The organism is Prolinoborus fasciculus, assembly GCF_056724605.1.
Genome location: NZ_JBWZQN010000013.1, coordinates 43356 through 62294, shown reverse-complemented (window position 1 = coordinate 62294; position 18939 = coordinate 43356). Strand labels below are relative to the sequence as shown.

Here is an 18939-nt window from a genome sequence, read left to right as displayed (position 1 = left end):
AGATGGTATGGAAGCAGATGAAATATTATTGGCGAGATTTTCAAGTCATGACAGCTGACAAAATAGAGCAATGGGTGGAGAAAGTATCAAACCAATTCGGAAAAGAATACATGTTTACTTTTTAATGACAACTTAGTATTTTCCCAGACTTAATTCAAAATAATCCTTGTGTAAAATATCAAGAAAAACCAAGTCCACGCCAATATTGGTATGAACCAACTTCAAATCTTTCACCAGTAAAAGGAATTGACTTCCATAATTCATTAATTATTGATGCAGAAGACAATAATCCCCCATCGATTCAAGAAAAAATATTTTCAGAATATGACTTATATCCTGTATTGATAGAATACCTATCCCAAGAACTCAATTTGCTTACATTAAGAATTGATGAAAAAAGATCATCAAATACTAGAGGACAAAATGGTAATCAATGGCTACATCCAGATATTGTGGCAATGCAAGCATTAGATAATAAATGGAATGATCTAGTTAAAACTTGTGTAAAGCATAGTTCTGGACAAAATGTTCGACTTTGGTCATTCGAGGTAAAAAAAGAACTAAATAACTCAAATATTAGAAGTAGTTTTTTCCAAGCAGTAAGTAATTCTAGTTGGGCAAATGAAGGATATTTAGTTGCGACCTCAATTTCTACCAATGAAGTTGAAGAAGAACTTCGTATGCTCTCAGCCCTCCATGGTATTGGTGTAATAATTTTAATTCCTGAAAATCCTACTGAAAGCGAAATTTTGCTTCCTGCTCGCCGGAGACCAGAAGTGGATTGGCAATCAATAAATCGAATTTTAAATGAAAATTCCGACTTTAAAAATTTTATTGAATTAGTCTCAATTTATTATCAAACTGGTCGTATTCGTACGCAGGATTGGAATCGTTAATCATTGAGCTATAGTCATTTTCTAACCGATTCCCTATACTCAACCTAACAACACTCAACAAGAAAGAATCATATGAAATTTAAAACACTCATTCTGACTGGTCTTGCGAGTATCGCAGTTACAGCTTGTACATCTGCACCAAAAATCCCACAGCTTCAGGTTGGCGTCTTACAGGAAGTCCAAAACCTCGAAGTTGTTCCAGCTACCACCAACAACAAGGCAAAACTGACCAAATTCCTCGACAAATGCGTGATTGAATTCACCGGTGATATTGGCAATAACCGTGTCATTGAACAATGGTCATTTAAAGGTATGACTCTAATCGATGCCGGCTCAGCGACTTTCCAGCGCGACGGTACTAGCACTGCACAAAAATTTGACCTGCACGATGCAGGGGTACAGAAGAACTTTGTCAGCTTACGCGAACATTTCGCCAAAGATGCCCTGACACAATGTGATTAAAAAGATCGCCTTGTTTCTAGTCTAAGAACAGGGCTTTTATTTTGCTAAAAATCAATTCGACACTTGGGCTAATTTCTACTGCCCTTTCTTTAAAAATTACAATATTTCGGCACAGATCAACCTGAAAGCTCTGCACTCTTCACAGGATATTCATTGTTTTTGACCAATTATCCGTTACACTGAAAAACAAACTCAGACCGCACTTAGACGAATTCGAGGTCGATCCATAATGAATATCAAAACCCCAATTATTTTAACGACAGCTTTAATGCTTTCTGTTCCAGCATTCGCACAAACCACGACTCAGTCTGCCAAACCGGTTAAACCCTATGGTGAAAATCCGAACTTGCTGCATGTGTTTGCCTATAAAGCACAAGAAGGCGTGATTAATACCGCCGAGAAAGTCGGTGAAGCAACGGAAAAAGGCATTGCCAAAATCAAGCCGGGGGTAGACCGGGCCTGGAGCAATACCAAATCTGCAACCTCGGAAACACTGCAAAAAGTAGATCAGGGTGCAACTCAGGCAGCCCAGCAAACCGGTCAGAAAATCCAGCAGACCAAAGAAGTCTGGCGTGGCAATTCACAGCAGGCGGCTATTGTTCAGCAGCCTTTAAGTGAGCCCTCTGCTGCCCCACAGCAAACAACCACCCCAAAAATGCAGCCTCAATCTGGTTCAGGTTCAGCCACCAGTTATGCGGTAACCGATTTATAAAAAAAGCCCGTAATGGGCTTTTTTATTTTTAGAAAATAAAACTATTACCTTGTATCAACGCGGTCTATGAATTGACCTGTCGGATCGGCTGACCTTGTTTAAATGCTTCTACATTTTCCACCATCTGATCCACAATGCGTTGTCTTGCATCGACACTGCCCCAGGCATTATGTGGTGTCACAATCAGGTTCGGAATTGTAGGATCGAGTAGCACATTACCCTGTTTCGGTGGCTCTACCGTTAGAACATCCGTCGCAGCACCGGCAATCTTGCATGCACGCAGAGCCTCAGCCAAAGCAGCTTCATCGACAATACCACCACGCGCACAGTTAATTAAAAATGCACTGCTTTTCATTGCATCCAGTTCAGCATGACTGATTAAATGTCGGGTATCCTCAGTGAGTGGACAATGCAGACTGAGAAAATCGACTTGAGCAAGCAGCTCGGCAAATGGCACACGCGATGCATCCGCCGGACGGTTTGGCAGCACAGCAATGAGAACTTTCATGCCAAAGGCTTCGGCCAGTTTCGCCACCGCATGACCCAATTCGCCATAACCGACAATGCCTAGTGTTTTTCCGGCCAGCTCGACAATCGGCGCATCCAGCAAACAGAACTGGCTGGCTTTTTGCCATTCGCCTTGTTCTAATACACGTTGGTACGACAAGAATGAAGTCGCCAGATTGAGCATCAACATGATCGTATGCTGCGCGACTGCCGAAGTACCATAGGCCTGACAGTTACACACCACGATCCCACGTGCCTTGGCCGCCGTAAGGTCGACATTATTGGTACCGGTTGCAGAGATTAAAATGAGTTTAAGCTCAGGGCATTGTTGAATGGTAGCTGCATCGATCACGACTTTATTGGTTATGATGACATCGACATCAGCTACACGGGATACAATCTCGGCAGCCGAGGTCGCCGGATACAAAACAAGTGGATCAAATGCGGCATGCAGTGCCTGAAAGTCCAAATCCTGCTGGTCTAAAGAAGCATAGTCTAAATAAACGGCTTTCATGGCTGTTCCCTCAATCCTGTTTGACAATTTATGTGTGTCATTTAAAACAAGTCATTAAGGCTTTTCAACCTGTTTCCACTGGAACAATTAATCCAGCGGTTTATCCATATAGTTACGTAATGACTTGCGGATTCGATACACCACATACACGGATAGAATAATCATAAAAATGACGGATGCACTGACCATAATCACTGCAGGATGCACAGTTTCTGCATGCGCCAGATTGGGTAGAACCAAACCGAAGATAAAACATACTTGCATCATCCGAGTCGCTTGCATCATAGAGATCCCCTTCTTCGTTTCAACCATCGGGAACGATATAATTGGTTTATTATTTATACCGCTTATCTCTATATTATGCCAAGCCCATAACAAGTCAAGTAATTGTTTTTTATTAAAATTTTCAGTTAATTTGTCTCACTGTGCGTCACAAACTGCGTATTTTTGTCACTATCGTCGATAAAAGCAGCAGCACCATATTCATTGGTACTCAGATTCAGCTGCTTATAGCTAAACATATAAAAATCACTATAGCGCTTCATTAAAATCGGGTGCATGCCCAGACTGAGTTCATCCTGTTCCTTGATCAGCTTCATGATATGCCGGTCATTCATCACCACCAGATAACGTTCATCATTCAGGTTAATACTCAATAAACCATTACCTTTGGCATAAATTGGAATCAGGAATTTATGGTTCAGGGCAATTGCACCTTCTGCATAACTTTCGATTTTATGGCTGATGACATTAAATACCAGACCATGCCCATACTGGTCCAACAGCAACTGACGATTTTCCTGCGGCAAATTCACATGAATGCCCAGTTTGAGCAGGTCATGCTGATCAACCTGTTTATTGCGTAACAGTTCCCGCAAAATCACCTGTTTCTGGCTGGCATCAAAAAACTGGTTATCCAGTTGCAGATCGTTATTTTTCAGAATGTGTCCCAAAGCCATGCGGTGTCGTGGCAAGACATTTTCAATCACCTTGCGATAATAGAACTTGCTGTTTTTCTTGACCCGGCGCATTTTCTGATAGAAATAGCTTGGCTCATATTCATGCACCAAAAAGTCATAGAGCAATTCGGAACTGGCCAAAACTGCGATCGCATCATGTCCGGTAAAAGGTAAATGCAGCACATGATGATGCGGAATCAGCGCCTCTAATTTCAGATAATGGGCACGATCTTCGGCACAGTAAGGATCATAGACAATAATATATTCACACGCAGGGTCGATATCTTCGGCTGCAACCCGCATATTTGTATTCAGCTCTGGCTGATAGAACATGTTATAACGGGCATCATGTACATCTTCCGGATCGATCGAGTATTGCGGCACCATCGCCACCACCCGTTGTACGCCCAAGGCACGGGAATACTTGATCGCAGCATAGCCGCCCATCGAACCGCCATAGGCAATACGCTGCTGAAACGGCTCAATCAGATCTGCGATGGCTTGCAACATGTTCCACATGGAACCTTGCGGAAACCAGGATTTATGCTTGGGCATAATGCCAAGCACATTAAACTCGAATTTCGCCAGTGACTTTTCTGCATTGATGTTGAGGCCCTTGGCACGGGTAATCAAATCGCCAAATGAAAAAATTAGTTCTGAAGAAGATCCCGGCATAAAAATCGCGCGTATATGTTCATCTTCAAAAACAATCTGCTTGTCCATAACTTTCCCGTGCTGGTAAATCGAACCCTTCCACAACAATTCAGTCAATGAACGCTGTCAAAAAAGTGAATATGCTATTTTATATCGATCAAAAAGATTAAAAAGCGCAAAATATGACACAATCATTACATCCTGCAGCAAAACGGGGTTTTAGTGCGTCGGCTGAGCTCTATCAGCAAGTGCGTCCCGATTATCCGGCAGAAATCAGCCAATGGCTGAGTGAAACGCTGGCTTTGCCTGTAGATGCGCATCTTCTGGATTTGGGCAGCGGCACCGGCAAGTTTATCCCCTATTTACGCCCGCTCAGTAAGCACATTATCGCAATTGATCCTGTCCCGGAAATGCTGGCTCAATTAAAACAGGCGCATCCGGACATTCATGCTCTTGAAGGCGTTAGCCATCAACTTCCCTTGCCCGATCATAGCCTGAATGCGGTATTTTGTGCACAGTCATTTCACTGGTTTGCCGATTCTGCTACCTTACAAGAATTAGACCGGGTACTCAAACCGCAGGGTTATCTGGTGTTAATCTGGAATCAGCGCGATACTCGGGCAGACTGGGTTCAGGCCTTGGCCGATTGTATTGCCCCCTTGGAAGGCGATACGCCACGCTATCATAGTGGCGCCTGGCGCAAGGTCTTTGCACAGCAAACGCTATTTCAGCCTTATGCAGAAACCACAATGACCCAACAACAGCATGGCAGTGTCGAGCAGGTGGTATCGAAACGGCTGCTCTCGACCAGTTTTATTGCAGCCATGCCGGTACAGCAACAAGCACAGTTAAAACAACAATTTGAACAGATCATCCAGCAATATACAGCCAAAAGCGCAGAGGAAATGATCGATTTTCCTTATGTCACCCATATTTATGTGTTCAAGAAAAGTAATTAAAAACAGGAGGCGATCATGCATAAAATACCAGGAATGACACGAACGCTGTTGTTCGCTGCGGCCATGCTGCTGATGGCATGTGACCAGAAAACGACCGAAACTCCGACTGAAGCGATAACAGATAATACAGCTTCAGATCAAGTCATGCAGGAACTGAAAACCGAGCCGCTGAAAGACTTCCCTAAAACTGCTGATGATCCGCATGATATTGCCGCATTGACAGATTATGAACAGCGCTTTCAGGAAATGAGTAGTGACCTGGAAAAAGAATTGAACAGCATGCGCGATGATGAAAATATGACAGAAGAATTTGTCCAGCAACGTCAGCGTGATCATGTCCAGTCAGCATTGAATATGTTAAAGGCTTTAGAACTGAAAACCGAACAGGGCCGCTATATTCAGGGCTTGATGTATCAGTACTGGGAACATCAGGACAAATTACTCAATACTCCCAAGACTCAAGCTGCGCCCGTGAATGAAGCCAGTGAGAATGTCAAAGGTCTAGGGAAATATCTACACGCCCAAGAACAGCTGGAACGCTGGCGTTCGCAATATCCAGATCTCGCCAAGAAAGAACCCGCTTCCCGGCAAGTGAAGGAATAGTCTAGGAGGCTAGATTGGCACACAGCTTAGATCAAATACAAAAATAATCTAAGCTGAACTGGCAGTTTGAAAACAGCGTGGATGAGCAAGACCTGTTCTGCTGAGCCTGAATCTCAGCAGAAGCGCCAGAAATGACTTAATCTGCTGTCAGAAACTGATGCACGCCTTCACCCGCTGCACGCCCTGTGGCAAAACAGGCGGTCAGCAGATAGCCGCCTGTCGGTGCATCCCAGTCCAGCATTTCTCCGCAAAGAAATACATGCGGGTTAGATTTCAATTGTAGCTGTTCTGACAACACTTCACGCTTGACACCACCTGCACAGCTAATCGCCTCTTCAATCGGGCGGAAACCTGTGAGTGGAATAGTCAAATGTTTAATTTTTTTGGCTAATTCATGAGCGTCTTGCCATAATGCTTTGGCCACCAGCTCCCGTACTAGAGCTGCCTTGGCACCGTCCAATCCGGCTTTACGCCAGACATTACTTAAAGACTGCTTCTTACTTGGCTGTAATTTTTGCGCAAGCTGTTCGATGCTTTGATTTGGGAATAGGTCCAGATGCAGCTGCATAGGCTTCCCCTGTTTTAGTTGCTCGCGTAAGCCACGCCCCTGCTTATAGATCAGACCACTTTCCAGACCATAATGACTGATCACGATATCGCCGATGGTCTTTTCACCTTGCCCAACCCATGCCTCGACACGCTTTAACGGTTGACCAAAGACTGGCTGCATAAACCGAGACCAGGGATATTCCACTCCGGCATTACTGGCCTGAAATGGCTCAATTTCATCCGTTTTCAGCCAGGCTTGCCATGCCCCATCACTACCCAATGCTGACCAGGACACTGCCCCACAAGCCAGAATAATGACATCAAAATGTTCAGTGCGATGTTCATTATTTTTCAGATCATGCAGCTCAAGCTGTTGCTGCTGCAACTGGCTGACTTTATGTCGGTAATGAAACTGGATACCATGACTGGCCAAACGCTTGAGCCAGGCACGCAGCAAGGGCGCGGCTTTCATCTCTGTGGGAAATACCCGGCCAGATGAACCGATATAAGGTTCAATACCGAGCTGTTTCATCCAGTCTTGAATCCAGACCGCATCCCACTGTTTGATCCAAGGGGACAACCACTCCACCTGATCATAACGTTGTACAAACTCTGGCACAGGCTCGGCATGGGAAATATTCAGGCCGGTCTTGCCTGCCATCAGGAATTTTCGCGCAGCAGACGGTTTTTGCTCATAGACATGCAGCTCATAATCAAACTGACTGAGCACTTCTGCTGCCATTAAGCCTGCGGGGCCTGTGCCCACAATAGCAATGCGTTTGCTCATCTGCTTATTCCGAGACGGTGGCATTCTGCCCTTGCAAAGGCTGGAAATCATCAAAACGTGTCACATAAATTTCAGGCTTGCTGATGATCAGTTGCTGGCATAGTTCACCGCGCTCCAGATATTTAATTTCAAAATGGGTACGCGCCGAATCTGCAGCAATCACTTCTTTGACAAAAGGTAGCTTCCAGAGCTCTCGCACTTGTATTTCTGCTTCTTCGATATAGGCAGGAATATTACTGGCCAGCGTAATCGTTCCACCGGTTTTCAGGCGGGAAAGCAGGAACTCAAAAAATGGCATATTGACCCAGCGCTGCGCCGGATTATGCGGCTCAGGATTTGGATATAAAATAAAGAATTGTTCTACCTGCTCCGGATACAGTGCATGCACGATCCACGGTAAAGCATCGGCATGAACGGTCTGTAAATTGGTTTGACCTTCAACAGCATGCTGTTTTTGCATCGCCAGAAATTTTTCCCGGGTACGTTCAATCGCAATCAGTTGAGTGTCGGGATTGTTCTTGCTGAATAACAAGGCATGTTTACCTTTACCCGCTCCCACTTCGACGCAGACCGGTTCAGGACTGATGCTTTGAAAATCACGGGGCGCATGCATACGCTGTGCTTGAAATTGACGAATCGGCATAATCAGATCAAACTAATAAAAACCGCATAAGTCTAACAAGTGCGGCTATATTTGCCTAATCGAACCTTTATTTTTCTTTGGAGTCGTCCCATGCCTACCACTTTAAACTGTCCACGCTGTGGCAATCTGGCCACTTGGGAAGATAATGATTACCGTCCTTTTTGTTCAGAACGTTGCAAGATGATTGATCTGGGTGCCTGGGCCAATGAGGAATATAGTTTGCCTACCCAGGATGCACCACAAGCCGACAACAGCGAAGAATAAAATGTCTTACCTGTCGAGACTTATGTCCGAAAGTACAATCTTGTCGAAATTAAGTAAATAATCATATGAATTTTATAAAATTACTTAGATAAAGCAACACGAATTAACATCTTTCATAAAGCCTTAGTATTATTGTTCTACTCTAAATTTTCACATTATTTTTAGAGCAATAATATGGGTTATATTATTTTAAGAGTCATATTAATTGGGGTTGGTCTACTCGCACTTCTTTCGTTGGGAGTCGGCATTTTCCAACAAGATAGTTTATTTATTGTATTGGGTGTGCTTTTTGCTTTTGCCGCTTGGCTCATACACATGCAAACGCGACAACTTCGCAATAATCCCTTTTCAGAATAAAGATAAAAGACCAAACTATGTTGGTCTTTTATTTACGCTTTTAACCCGCTTGGCTTGCAACAAAAGGATTATGCTGCTTTTCAAAACCAATGGTGCTGACCGGTCCATGTCCTGAAATAAATTGGGTTTCATCTGGCAGGCTGAAACATTCACGCTGAATTGAATCTAAGAGCTGTTGATGATTGCCACGCGGGAAATCAGTGCGGCCAATCGAGCCTTTGAACAATACATCACCTGTCCATAACAAGGCATAATTTTTGTTATAGAACATCACGTGACCTGGCGTATGGCCTGGAGCAAAACGCACTTCGAACTCTTCATTGCCGAGTTTGAGTACTTCATCACCTTCCAGCCACTGGGTCACTTCGACTTTTTCCGGAATCGGGAAGCCATAACGTGCAGACACTTCCTGAATCATGTCGAGCCAGAAGGCATCTTCTTTATGTGGTCCAATCACCGGTACATTCCAAGCCTTTTTTAATGCACCCACCGCACCCGCATGATCCAGATGGCCATGAGTGAGCCACAAGGCTTTAACCGTTAAACCCAGCGCTTCAACTTCAGCTTTCAGTTTTTCAGGTTCGCCCCCTGCATCAATCAAAATGGCTTCTTTAGTGTCCGCATCCCAAACGATGGAACAGTTTTGCTGAAATGCAGTAACTGGAACAATTTTGACTTGTAACATGGGGTGAAAAACCTCGGGCAAGTTAATGGGCAAGTATCTGTGTCAATGCATCCAGATTAGCCTGTAGCAGACTATTGAGCAATCGCAAATGATCTTCACGGCTATTTAATGCCGGAATATAGCTATAGCTTTCTCCGCCGAGTGCTTTAAAAGCCTCGGCATTTTCAATTGCCAGCTCTTCAAGCGTTTCCAGACAGTCCGCGGAAAATGCCGGACTCATCACTTGAATTGATTTCACCCCCTGTTTCGCCCAATCTTCAAGCAAAACATCGGTATAGGGCTTGATCCATTCCTGCTTGCCAAACCGTGACTGGAAGCTGATCGCATATTGATCTTCGCTTAAACCCAGGGCTTTAGCTAACAGCTTACCAGTTATGCGGCAACGGTCGGCATAAGGATCGCCTTTATCGGCATAGGGCTGTGGAATGCCGTGGAAAGACATTAACAATTTTTCTGGCTTACCATGAATTGCCTGATAGTCACGTACACTTTGAGCCAGCGACTGGATAAATAAAGGATGTTGATAATAATCCCGGATCACTGTCAAACCGGGTAAATTGCGCTGTTTCACCACCCATTTCGCCACTGCATCGTATAGAGGTGCGGTCGAAGTGGCAGAATATTGTGGAAACAAGGGAAATAGAATCATGTGTTCCTGTGGCTGCGCTGAGACCTGTGCCAAGACATCCTGAATATTCGGATTGCCGTAGGTCATTGCAGGTACCACATTCAGTTCAAACTGCGGATAAAGCTGGGTGAGATGCGTCTTGACTGCTGCGACCTGCTCAAACAGAATTTCACGCATCGGCGAATCCTGTCCCCATACTTGCGCATAGGCCTGTGATACCCGCTTTGGACGGAAAGGCAAAATGAATAAGCGCAGAATGATTTGCCAGATCGGTTTGGGAATTTCAATCACACGCTGATCAGATAAAAACTGCTTGAGGAAACGGCGTACCGCTGGAATCGTAGGCTCATCTGGTGTGCCCAAGTTTGCCAATATAATCGTCACTTTCGCTTTAGCAGGAGAATACATTCAGTTCGTCCGTCAGGATATCAACCCCTGTACTTTAACAGCTTTTTATTTATTCTCTCTATGGATTAATACGCTGACTTATATTGAAAAGTGCGATCTAAATCCAGCAAGCTGCTGTCCAGCAACTTTTGCGCTTTTGGCGTGATCTGCCACAGCATGCGCTGTCGGTCATCACGACCGGATGGCACAATCCAGTCATTCTGGCGCATTTGAATTTTTAAACTATGCAAGGCACGAATATTCATCTGGGCACGCGCGACAGCATGCGCACGCGGCATCTGCACCCGTGCATCCTGCAGACCGGTTTCATTCAGATATTCATTCATGCGCTTCGAGAAAAACTCTTCAGGGGTCGGATTGACAAAAGTTGAACCCAATAACGCCAACAATTGTGCCCAAGTCAGTTTTTTATGGACTTTGATTTCTTTAAAATTACCATCCTGATAAGCATGCATCCGGTATTCAAAAGAAAAAATTTCATGCATCGCCACTTTGGGCAGGCTCAGGAATGGATCGACTTCTGCAGTTCCGCCATCGCGTTCCAGTTGCGCCACTTTAGCTTTCAGCTGATCAATCTCGTCATGCAGCGCCTGGGTATTTTGCGGACGCACCCAGCCGGTTACCGGATAGCGCTCCAGCATTTGCGGCATGTTAAAACGCACTGCCATTTCCAGATCGCGCAGGCTACGGTAAGTAAAGACCTGATCCACTTCTTGCTGTAACAGTTGACGGAATTCCTTGAATTTTTCCTGTAATTCCGGTTTGGCATCATGCAATGCACTTTCACGTGATGCCGGGTCATCATGCATAAACACAATAATCGGTTTTTGCTTGGTCACTGCATAAATATATTCGAGATGCATATAGCCAACACCCGATACCGACTGCTCCCCATACTGGCTGCCCAGCAAAATCACGACATAATCACAGTCATCAATCTGGCGGCGTGCAAATGCAGTATTCAGCGGTGTACGCTGTTCCAGTCCCCACGAGAAAAACCCCATTCCTACCAGTGTTTGAGACAGAATGATACGCTCTGGTTGCATTTCTGCCCCAGAGGTTGAGATGAACACTTGGTACCGTTTATCCAGCATGGGCTATCCTCTTCTCCTGTACATTTGGATAAAAAATGCATCATCACATGCTTCTTTACCCAATATGGCCACCCCAAAATCAAAATATCTTTCTTCTTAAATTATAAAAATGAGTTTTAGACTGCACTCATATTACTGACCTGCCATTTTAAATCGGCCGGAATCAGGTGCTGCAAAATCGGTCGGAGCTGTTCAGCATTCTGCCCACTCACCACCAATTCAATTTTCACGCTTTCTTTAGACTCTTGCTCAAATAATAACCCATTTTTAATTAAAATTCGGGCCGTTTGTCTTGCAACCGCGAATCCTGAGTCAATTAATGTCAGCTTTTGACCAAAAATATACTGAATTGACGATTTTAGGAAGGGGTAATGTGTACATCCTAACACTAAATAATCAGCGCCTTGATCCACAACTGGTTGTAAAATCTCTTTTAATGTTTGCAAACAGGCTGTACTCATCTGCTTTCCAGCCTCAACAAAAGGCACCAGATCCAGACTGGTCACAGGCAGGACTTTGACTTGAGCCGGTTCAGCAAAACGGGAAATCACATCTTTAATCAGCTTACCGCGAAAGGTCGCGGGCGTGGCCAGTACCGCCACAGTTTTCGACTGGGTATTCAGGACTGCCGGTTTAAGTGCAGGTACTAAACCGATAATCGGGAAGTTTTCACCATAATAGTCACGCAAATAATCCAGACTAAAAGCGGAAGCGGTATTACAAGCCACCACCGCAACTTTACAACCTTGACGATAAAGCCATTCAATCGCCTGAGCCGTCAGGGCACGAATTTCCTGATCATCTCTCGGGCCATAAGGCACATGCGCAGTATCCGCATAATAGACAAAGCGCTCATTAGGCAAATGGCGGGCAATTTCCAGGGCGACTGACAAGCCGCCTACGCCTGAGTCAAAAATACCAATCGGCGCATCTGCCGTGGCATTGGGCATCGGGTCTAATAGCTGGGAAATTGGTTGAATAGCGCTCATAACGTTGCAGGTGGCTTGTTTGAAATTTCTAGCGATCAAGCTTAAACCTCAGGTGCTCAAATGCAAGTCTAAATCACCACTTTTCAAACTTAAAACAGTTTCGCCTGCCGGATTTTCATCAAGCTCGCCCATCTCCACTAGATGTAAAAATGCAGCGCGCTGGATCAGGGCATTGATCCCAAAACGTATATGCACATAAGGCCGTAGTTCACCTTTATATTCACGCATAAAGATTGGATGTTCAGCATCGACAACAATCAGATCTTGCGTGGTCGTGCCCAGTTGCAGATAAGTCACTCCATTGATCTCAATCTGATCAACCTGATTGACAAATAAAGGTTCATCTTCAACTTCAATTTCAATCATTTCTACTGGTGTTTTTAGATAGAATTTATCGTTTTCTTTCCATAGGACCGTTGCAAACAGGTCGATCATCGGCTGACGCTTGATCAATTGACCTTCGTGCCACCATTCGCCGTTGGCTAAAACCTTCAGATCCATGGTGCCACAATGCTTTGGCTGCCATTGCTCCAAAGGGGGAATTGACCTTTTGTGACTGCTCTGTGCATCTTTTAAGTATTGTGCGATATCCATTAAATTTTTATCATCGGGATAAGTTACTTTTTTCGTCGGATTTGTGCTGGGTACTGGCTTATCCATAAAAGAAGACCTTAATGACGGAAAAATAATATGTTTCAGCCAATTGGCTAAAACCGGCTTTAAAACTATACTAGCCCAGATTATCAAAGACACCAGCATTTTTGTGTCTAGGAACCAAGAACACTTATGGCAGCACCCAACCATCCGGTTATGGTTGCCACCGAATAGTAATATGAGGAGTCCTACATGGAACACATCGAACGTGAATCGATGGAGTTTGACGTCGTCATCGTAGGCGCAGGCCCTGCGGGTCTTTCTGCTGCGATCAAAATCCGTCAACTTGCAATTGAAAACAACTTAAACGATTTGTCCGTTTGTGTCGTAGAAAAAGGCTCCGAAGTCGGTGCACATATTCTGTCTGGTGCTGTGCTTGAACCGCGTGCCATGAATGAGCTGTTCCCCGACTGGAAAGAACAGGGTGCCCCGCTGAATGTCCCGGTGACTGAAGATAAAACCTTCTTCCTGCTTTCAGATGAAAAATCACAGGAAGCACCGCACTGGATGGTGCCTAAAACCATGCATAACGATGGCAACTATGTCATTTCACTGGGCAATGTGGTGCGCTGGTTAGGCCAGAAAGCGGAAGAACTGGAAGTGTCGATCTTTCCGGGCTTTGCAGCCTCTGAAATTCTGTATCATGCCGATGGCACGGTAAAAGGCATCCAGACCGGTGATATGGGTATTGGTAAAGATGGCGAACCAACGCATAACTTTACTCCGGGTTATGAACTGCATGCCAAATACACCATCTTTGCTGAAGGCTGCCGTGGTCATCTCGGTAAGCGTTTAATCCAGAAATTCAACCTGGACAAGGATGCGGATCCGCAACATTACGGTATCGGGATTAAAGAACTTTGGGAAATCGATCCTGCCAAGCACAAACCGGGTCTGGTGATGCACGGTGCCGGCTGGCCGCTTTCTGAAACCGGTTCTTCAGGTGGCTGGTGGCTCTACCATGCTGAAAACAACCAGGTGACCCTGGGCATGATCGTGGATCTGTCCTATACCAACCCGCACATGTATCCATTCATGGAAATGCAGCGCTGGAAAACCCATCCATTGATCAAGCAGTATCTGGAAGGTGGCAAGCGTATTTCTTATGGTGCACGTGCTGTGACCAAAGGTGGATTTAACTCGCTGCCGAAATTCACTTTCCCGGGCGGCTCATTGATTGGGGATGATGCCGGCTTCCTGAACTTTGCCAAGATCAAGGGTTCTCATACGGCGATGAAATCCGGCATGCTCTGCGGTGAAGCGGTATTTGAGGCGATTGCTGCTGGTGTCGAAAAAGGCGGTGATCTGGCGGTGGCGCGTGTAGTGGAAGGCGAAGATTTCTTTGTCAAAGAACTGACTGCTTATACCGACAAGTTCAACAACAGCTGGTTAAAAGAAGAGCTCTATAACTCGCGTAACTTTGGCCCGGCAATGCACAAATTCGGTCAATGGATCGGTGGTGCCTTTAACTTTATCGACCAGAACGTGTTTAAAGTGCCGTTCACCTTGCATGATCTGGTTCAGGACCATGCTGCGCTAAAAACCCAGGCAACTGAAAGCTTTAAGCCGAACTATCCAAAACCGGATGGCAAGCTGACCTTTGACCGTCTGTCTTCGGTGTTTGTATCGAATACGGTCCATGAAGAAAACCAGCCAGCGCATTTGAAACTCACCGATGCTTCAATTCCGGTGGAAGTAAATCTGCCGAAATGGGATGAGCCTGCACAGCGTTACTGCCCAGCGGGTGTCTATGAGATCATGGAAAATAATGACGGTTCGAAACGCTTCCAGATCAATGCAGCCAACTGTGTGCACTGCAAGACCTGTGACATCAAGGATCCTTCCCAGAACATCACCTGGGTAACACCGGAAGGTGGTGGTGGTCCAAACTACCCGAACATGTAATCTAATCATCAGATAAAAAATAAACCCGCTTTTAAGCGGGTTTATTTATGGATAAATATTTAGAATTTCAGTTCCTGTCCATTCATCTATTTAATTAAGCAGATTTTTGAAATTTTATTTTCTAAATAAGACAAATCTTTGAGCTCATCAGCCCTTGGTATTTTTAGCCGCCTTTTTTGACTAAATAATGAAATTCTTTATTGCCATTTTCATCCAGTCGTTCTTCCTGTAACAGCAACTCATGTCCCAGATGCATACAGAATTTTGGAATATCCCACGACGTTGAATTATCCGTGGCAAACACCTCAACCACATCACCTGCCTTGGATTTACGGATCGCCTGATGCAACATCATCACTGGCTCAGGACAACGTAAACCTCGGGTATTCAATTGCAGACTTGGAATAATTTCAGTTGGGGACATCGATAGACTCAGGATGGAAAGACCGCCATATTTTAGCATAAAGCTGCGATTACATTGCTGCTTTACATACGTGGCCAGCTCCAAAATCAGCGCTGACTCGCGCGATCAAGACTGCGCATCATATTTACAATAGACAAGCGAATTTTCTGCGGTATGATAAAACCACGTTTTTTTAGATATTAAGAGTCTTCAGGAAAAATCATGCACGAGGAATCAGGCCCGTCGTGGGGTATGCGCGGCTTACGCAAATGGCTGGGAACTGCACCCGAAACTCGCGACGAACTGCTAAAATTAGTACAAGATTCACGTCGATTTTTAGAACCCGATACTGTTGCCATGCTTGAGGGCGTTCTTGACCTCCCGGCAACCAAAATTCGTGAAGTCATGACGCCTCGCACGTCCATGATCAGCTTACAGGAAGATGACCAACTGCTGGATATCCTGCATGTGCTGGTCGAGTCTGCGCATTCACGTTTTCCGGTATTTTCATCCGATCAGACCGACAATGTAGTCGGAATTCTGCTGGCCAAGGATCTATTGCCTTTTCTGACTGAACCGACGGCCAAAGTCGACATTCGCGCGCTTATGCGTCAGCCTTTGTTTGTTCCGGAAAGTGCCCGCTCCGATCAGGTGCTGCGCATGTTAAAGAATACCCAGACGCATATTGCGGTGGTGATTGATGAATACGGTACGACCTCAGGTCTGGTGACACTGGAAGATATTCTAGAAGAAATTGTCGGTGAAATTGAAGATGAACATGACAATGCTGATGAAGAAGCATACTACATTGTTCCGGACAATGATCCGACTACCGCCAATACCTGGGTAGTCCAAGCCCTGACTCCAATTGAGTATTTCAATAATATGCTGGATGCGACTTTCCCTGATGATGAAGTGGAAACCATGGGCGGCTTGTTATTACAGGAAATTGGTCTGGTGAGTGACCTTGAAGGTCAAACCATTGAACTGGAAAACTGGCAATTTACCATTCTTGAAGCAGATTCGCGCTCGATTCACCTGATTCGAGCCGTGCGCCAATGAGAGCGTATTTCGATAAGCTGTTGAGTTCGTCTCAACAGCAAAAAACCTTGCCGCTGATCTATCCTGTTTTAATTGCCTTATTTGCAGGTGCCATTTTCAGTTTGGCATTAGCCCCCTATCATTACTGGTGGCTGGCGATTCTGTCTCCGGCACTGCTCTATGCCTGCCTGCGCGGACGTAGCGCAAAACAGGCCTTTGGCATTGGCTGGGCTTACGGGATTGGCTTGTGGTTTGTCGGCGCATTCTGGCTGTACACCTCGATTCATGTCTATGGCGATACCAGTGCATTTCTCAGTGTCGTGATGATCCTGATTATGGCACTGGTGATGGGTCTGTTTAGTGCCGTTCAAACGTTTGTCTATCGCCGCTTTTTCCCGGAAACTCCTTTAACCTTTGCCCCGCTCTGGGTGCTGTTTGAATGGTCCAAGACTTGGGTCTTTACCGGTTTCCCGTGGCTATTTGCTGGCTATGCCTTTACCGAACGCTACTTGGATGCTTATGCGCCTTTATTCGGGGTGTTCGGGGTGTCTTTCGTGGTGATCATTCTGGCCTGTGCACTGGTTGAAATTCTGAATAGACGCCTGTTCTGGGCTATTCCTTCGGCAGTTTTATTACTCGGTGCCTGGGGCGCAGCACAGCTGACGTTTGTTGAGCAAAAAAATCAAAAGCCTTTAACGGTTTCCCTGATTCAGGGCAATATTCCGCAAGACTTGAAATGGCTGACTGAATATCAGGTGAAGACCTTATTGATTTATGCCAATTTGAGTAGAACCGAATGGGGCCGTGATCTGATCGTCTGGCCGGAATCTTCGATTCCCATGTTCCAGACTGATATTGAAGCCTTTCTGGAAGCCATGAAAGTACAGGCTGAAAAATCAGGTACGGCCTGGGTGACCGGCATTCCGTATTGGGATTTAGCAGAATCACAGGCTGCGGGTTATCCAAAATATTACAATAGTATTATGGCCAGCGGAGATGAATCCGATGGGCTATACAAGAAGCAACGACTGGTTCCTTTTGGTGAATATATTCCACTTTCAGGCTGGTTAAGTTGGGTTCTGCCGGCACTGCAAAATGATCCATCCATGAGTGGTTTTACCCGGGGCGCAGATCATCAAAAACCATTGAATGTAAAAAATCATCCTTTGGGTTCTGCGATTTGCTATGAAGTGGCTTATCCGAATTTGACCCGTCGCAATGCCAGTCAAAGTGATTTTCTGGTGACCGTGTCTAATGATGCCTGGTTTACCGGCACGGCAGGACCATTACAGCATCTGCAGATGGTGCAAATGCGTGCTAAAGAAAATGGCCGCTGGTTTATTCGGGCGACCAATACCGGTGTGACCGCCTTTATTGACCACAATGGTCACATTGTGAAAAAAGCCCCGATGGATCAGGAAGCAGTATTACGTGGCGAACTTCCAGCCATGCAGGGTGAAACGCTATATATGAAACTCAGCGACTGGCCGGTCCTGATCTTCTCGGTTCTACTCTTGCTAGTGGGCTGGCGCTTCCGTCCACGTAAAGTGGATGTCAGCTTTAAATCTAGACGGTAATTTTTTCAAGTACCCCTTTTACAAAGGGGGACTTAGGGGATTCCTGAATATAGCATCTTATCAATCCCTCCTAAGCTCCCTTTACGAAAGGGAGGAACATTCAAGGCAATAAAAAACCGAGGTCATAGCCTCGGTTTTTTCATCTCTTTCAAGCTTAAAATTGTATAGCCAAATAACACAACATGCTGGCAAGAGACAGCATCGGCACATGACGATACAGGTTAACCAGTGTCTGCTCAAATGCTGAGCTTTGCTCGGCCTGAATGCGAATTACACTCGCGTTTAATGCTGACCAGAAACACAGTGCCAATAAACTGCTCATCAAGCTGATAGCAAAAAAGGCCACCATAATCTGGCTGCTGCCTTCGGTGCTTTGCCATAAATGGACGATTCCCTGACTGATCGGCAGCATGCTTAAAACCAGAAGAACAGATTTCAGCATCGACCAATGAAATTGATTGATTTCATCTCCCAAGATAAATGCTTTCATGTGCTTCTCCGTTGGCGAGTCAAGTACCATTCAGATCATTATGAGCTTTTTTAAATAAATAGAAAGTGTATGTTTATTCATATTTTACGAGAATTGTAATAGATAAATATGGGAATAATTCTTATTATAACTCGCATATCGTTTTTATTATTTCATTATTATAAATATCATTAACTTACATTATATTTAATAATTAATA

The 18939-nt window shown here is 45.0% G+C and carries 22 protein-coding genes; 10 read left to right on the top strand and 12 right to left on the bottom strand.

The genetic code is table 11. The features are described from left to right. Positions 1–371 precede the first annotated feature (371 nt). The 3 genes from AC1P5O_RS04915 to AC1P5O_RS04905 all read left to right on the top strand — a co-directional run bounded on the left by AC1P5O_RS04915 (position 372) and on the right by AC1P5O_RS04905 (position 2070). Positions 372–896, top strand: coding sequence for a hypothetical protein (locus AC1P5O_RS04915; RefSeq protein WP_212749449.1), 525 nt, complete (start codon positions 372–374; stop codon positions 894–896). A 72-nt stretch (positions 897–968) separates the two neighbouring features. Then, entirely contained in the window at positions 969–1358 is a 390-nt protein-coding gene (locus tag AC1P5O_RS04910; RefSeq protein ID WP_004278545.1) for a hypothetical protein, read from the top strand. 229 nt (positions 1359–1587) lie between these two features. After that, positions 1588–2070: a hypothetical protein gene (locus tag AC1P5O_RS04905; protein WP_005102957.1), complete on the top strand. Its 483-nt coding sequence runs from the start codon at positions 1588–1590 to the stop codon at positions 2068–2070. 64 nt (positions 2071–2134) lie between these two features. On the opposite strand, the gene AC1P5O_RS04900 is transcribed toward AC1P5O_RS04905, so the two are convergent. The 3 genes from AC1P5O_RS04900 to AC1P5O_RS04890 all read right to left on the bottom strand — a co-directional run bounded on the left by AC1P5O_RS04900 (position 2135) and on the right by AC1P5O_RS04890 (position 4773). Then, positions 2135–3091, bottom strand: coding sequence for a 2-hydroxyacid dehydrogenase (locus AC1P5O_RS04900; RefSeq protein ID WP_005102955.1), 957 nt, complete (start codon positions 3089–3091; stop codon positions 2135–2137). Between the two features lie 87 nt (positions 3092–3178). Further along, a complete protein-coding gene (locus tag AC1P5O_RS04895; RefSeq protein WP_005102954.1) occupies positions 3179–3376 on the bottom strand; it encodes a hypothetical protein in 198 nt (65 codons plus the stop codon). Between the two features lie 125 nt (positions 3377–3501). Further along, positions 3502–4773 (bottom strand): hypothetical protein, encoded by a 1272-nt coding sequence (locus AC1P5O_RS04890; RefSeq protein ID WP_005102952.1) that lies wholly within the window; start codon positions 4771–4773, stop codon positions 3502–3504. A 113-nt stretch (positions 4774–4886) separates the two neighbouring features. On the opposite strand from AC1P5O_RS04890, the gene AC1P5O_RS04885 reads away from it, so the two are divergent. Together AC1P5O_RS04885 and AC1P5O_RS04880 are read left to right on the top strand one after the other, a co-directional pair. After that, the gene (locus AC1P5O_RS04885) at positions 4887–5663 is read left to right on the top strand and encodes a class I SAM-dependent methyltransferase (protein WP_005267531.1); all 777 of its coding nucleotides are present in this window, start codon (positions 4887–4889) and stop codon (positions 5661–5663) included. Between the two features lie 15 nt (positions 5664–5678). After that, positions 5679–6266, top strand: coding sequence for a hypothetical protein (locus tag AC1P5O_RS04880; protein WP_005267534.1), 588 nt, complete (start codon positions 5679–5681; stop codon positions 6264–6266). Positions 6267–6402: 136 nt separating this feature from the next. Here the strand turns inward: AC1P5O_RS04880 and AC1P5O_RS04875 are convergent, their stop codons facing one another. Both AC1P5O_RS04875 and AC1P5O_RS04870 read right to left on the bottom strand, forming a co-directional pair. Further along, positions 6403–7602, bottom strand: coding sequence for a TIGR03862 family flavoprotein (locus AC1P5O_RS04875; protein WP_348942324.1), 1200 nt, complete (start codon positions 7600–7602; stop codon positions 6403–6405). A gap of 4 nt (positions 7603–7606) precedes the next feature. After that, positions 7607–8245 carry a class I SAM-dependent methyltransferase gene (locus tag AC1P5O_RS04870; RefSeq protein WP_005267538.1) on the bottom strand — a complete coding sequence of 213 codons (639 nt, stop codon included), beginning with the start codon at positions 8243–8245 and terminating at the stop codon, positions 7607–7609. Positions 8246–8335: 90 nt separating this feature from the next. On the opposite strand from AC1P5O_RS04870, the gene AC1P5O_RS04865 reads away from it, so the two are divergent. Both AC1P5O_RS04865 and AC1P5O_RS04860 read left to right on the top strand, forming a co-directional pair. Continuing rightward, the gene (locus tag AC1P5O_RS04865) at positions 8336–8509 is read left to right on the top strand and encodes a DNA gyrase inhibitor YacG (RefSeq protein WP_262471963.1); all 174 of its coding nucleotides are present in this window, start codon (positions 8336–8338) and stop codon (positions 8507–8509) included. Between the two features lie 174 nt (positions 8510–8683). Then, a complete protein-coding gene (locus tag AC1P5O_RS04860) occupies positions 8684–8866 on the top strand; it encodes a hypothetical protein (protein ID WP_004278555.1) in 183 nt (60 codons plus the stop codon). A 40-nt stretch (positions 8867–8906) separates the two neighbouring features. On the opposite strand, the gene AC1P5O_RS04855 is transcribed toward AC1P5O_RS04860, so the two are convergent. The 5 genes from AC1P5O_RS04855 to AC1P5O_RS04835 form a co-directional block, all read right to left on the bottom strand. Further along, positions 8907–9551: an MBL fold metallo-hydrolase gene (locus AC1P5O_RS04855; RefSeq protein WP_262471965.1), complete on the bottom strand. Its 645-nt coding sequence runs from the start codon at positions 9549–9551 to the stop codon at positions 8907–8909. Between the two features lie 22 nt (positions 9552–9573). Then, the gene (hemH, locus tag AC1P5O_RS04850; protein ID WP_262471967.1) at positions 9574–10587 is read right to left on the bottom strand and encodes a ferrochelatase; all 1014 of its coding nucleotides are present in this window, start codon (positions 10585–10587) and stop codon (positions 9574–9576) included. A 65-nt stretch (positions 10588–10652) separates the two neighbouring features. Then, on the bottom strand, positions 10653–11681 hold the full coding sequence (locus tag AC1P5O_RS04845; protein WP_005267549.1) for a DUF4062 domain-containing protein: 1029 nt from the start codon (positions 11679–11681) through the stop codon (positions 10653–10655). A gap of 116 nt (positions 11682–11797) precedes the next feature. Then, entirely contained in the window at positions 11798–12670 is an 873-nt protein-coding gene (gene murI / locus AC1P5O_RS04840) for a glutamate racemase (protein WP_005267551.1), read from the bottom strand. 48 nt (positions 12671–12718) lie between these two features. Beyond that, positions 12719–13330: a DUF1285 domain-containing protein gene (locus AC1P5O_RS04835; RefSeq protein WP_262471969.1), complete on the bottom strand. Its 612-nt coding sequence runs from the start codon at positions 13328–13330 to the stop codon at positions 12719–12721. Positions 13331–13516: 186 nt separating this feature from the next. Between AC1P5O_RS04835 and AC1P5O_RS04830 the strand changes: the two genes are divergently transcribed. Then, positions 13517–15229 carry an electron transfer flavoprotein-ubiquinone oxidoreductase gene (locus AC1P5O_RS04830; RefSeq protein ID WP_262471971.1) on the top strand — a complete coding sequence of 571 codons (1713 nt, stop codon included), beginning with the start codon at positions 13517–13519 and terminating at the stop codon, positions 15227–15229. 163 nt (positions 15230–15392) lie between these two features. Here the strand turns inward: AC1P5O_RS04830 and tusA are convergent, their stop codons facing one another. Then, entirely contained in the window at positions 15393–15653 is a 261-nt protein-coding gene (gene tusA, locus AC1P5O_RS04825; protein WP_004729361.1) for a sulfurtransferase TusA, read from the bottom strand. Positions 15654–15854: 201 nt separating this feature from the next. Here tusA and AC1P5O_RS04820 point away from each other — a divergent pair, with 201 nt between their 5' ends. Next, positions 15855–16694, top strand: a complete 840-nt coding sequence (locus AC1P5O_RS04820) for a CorC family transporter (RefSeq protein ID WP_004278564.1) — start codon at positions 15855–15857, stop codon at positions 16692–16694. After that, positions 16691–18250 carry an apolipoprotein N-acyltransferase gene (gene lnt, locus AC1P5O_RS04815; protein ID WP_348941973.1) on the top strand — a complete coding sequence of 520 codons (1560 nt, stop codon included), beginning with the start codon at positions 16691–16693 and terminating at the stop codon, positions 18248–18250. The genes AC1P5O_RS04820 and lnt overlap by 4 nt, the downstream gene beginning before the upstream one ends. A gap of 154 nt (positions 18251–18404) precedes the next feature. Here lnt and AC1P5O_RS04810 read toward each other — a convergent pair whose 3' ends face one another. Continuing rightward, positions 18405–18740, bottom strand: a complete 336-nt coding sequence (locus AC1P5O_RS04810) for a hypothetical protein (protein ID WP_262471975.1) — start codon at positions 18738–18740, stop codon at positions 18405–18407. Between the last annotated feature and the right edge of the window lie 199 nt (positions 18741–18939).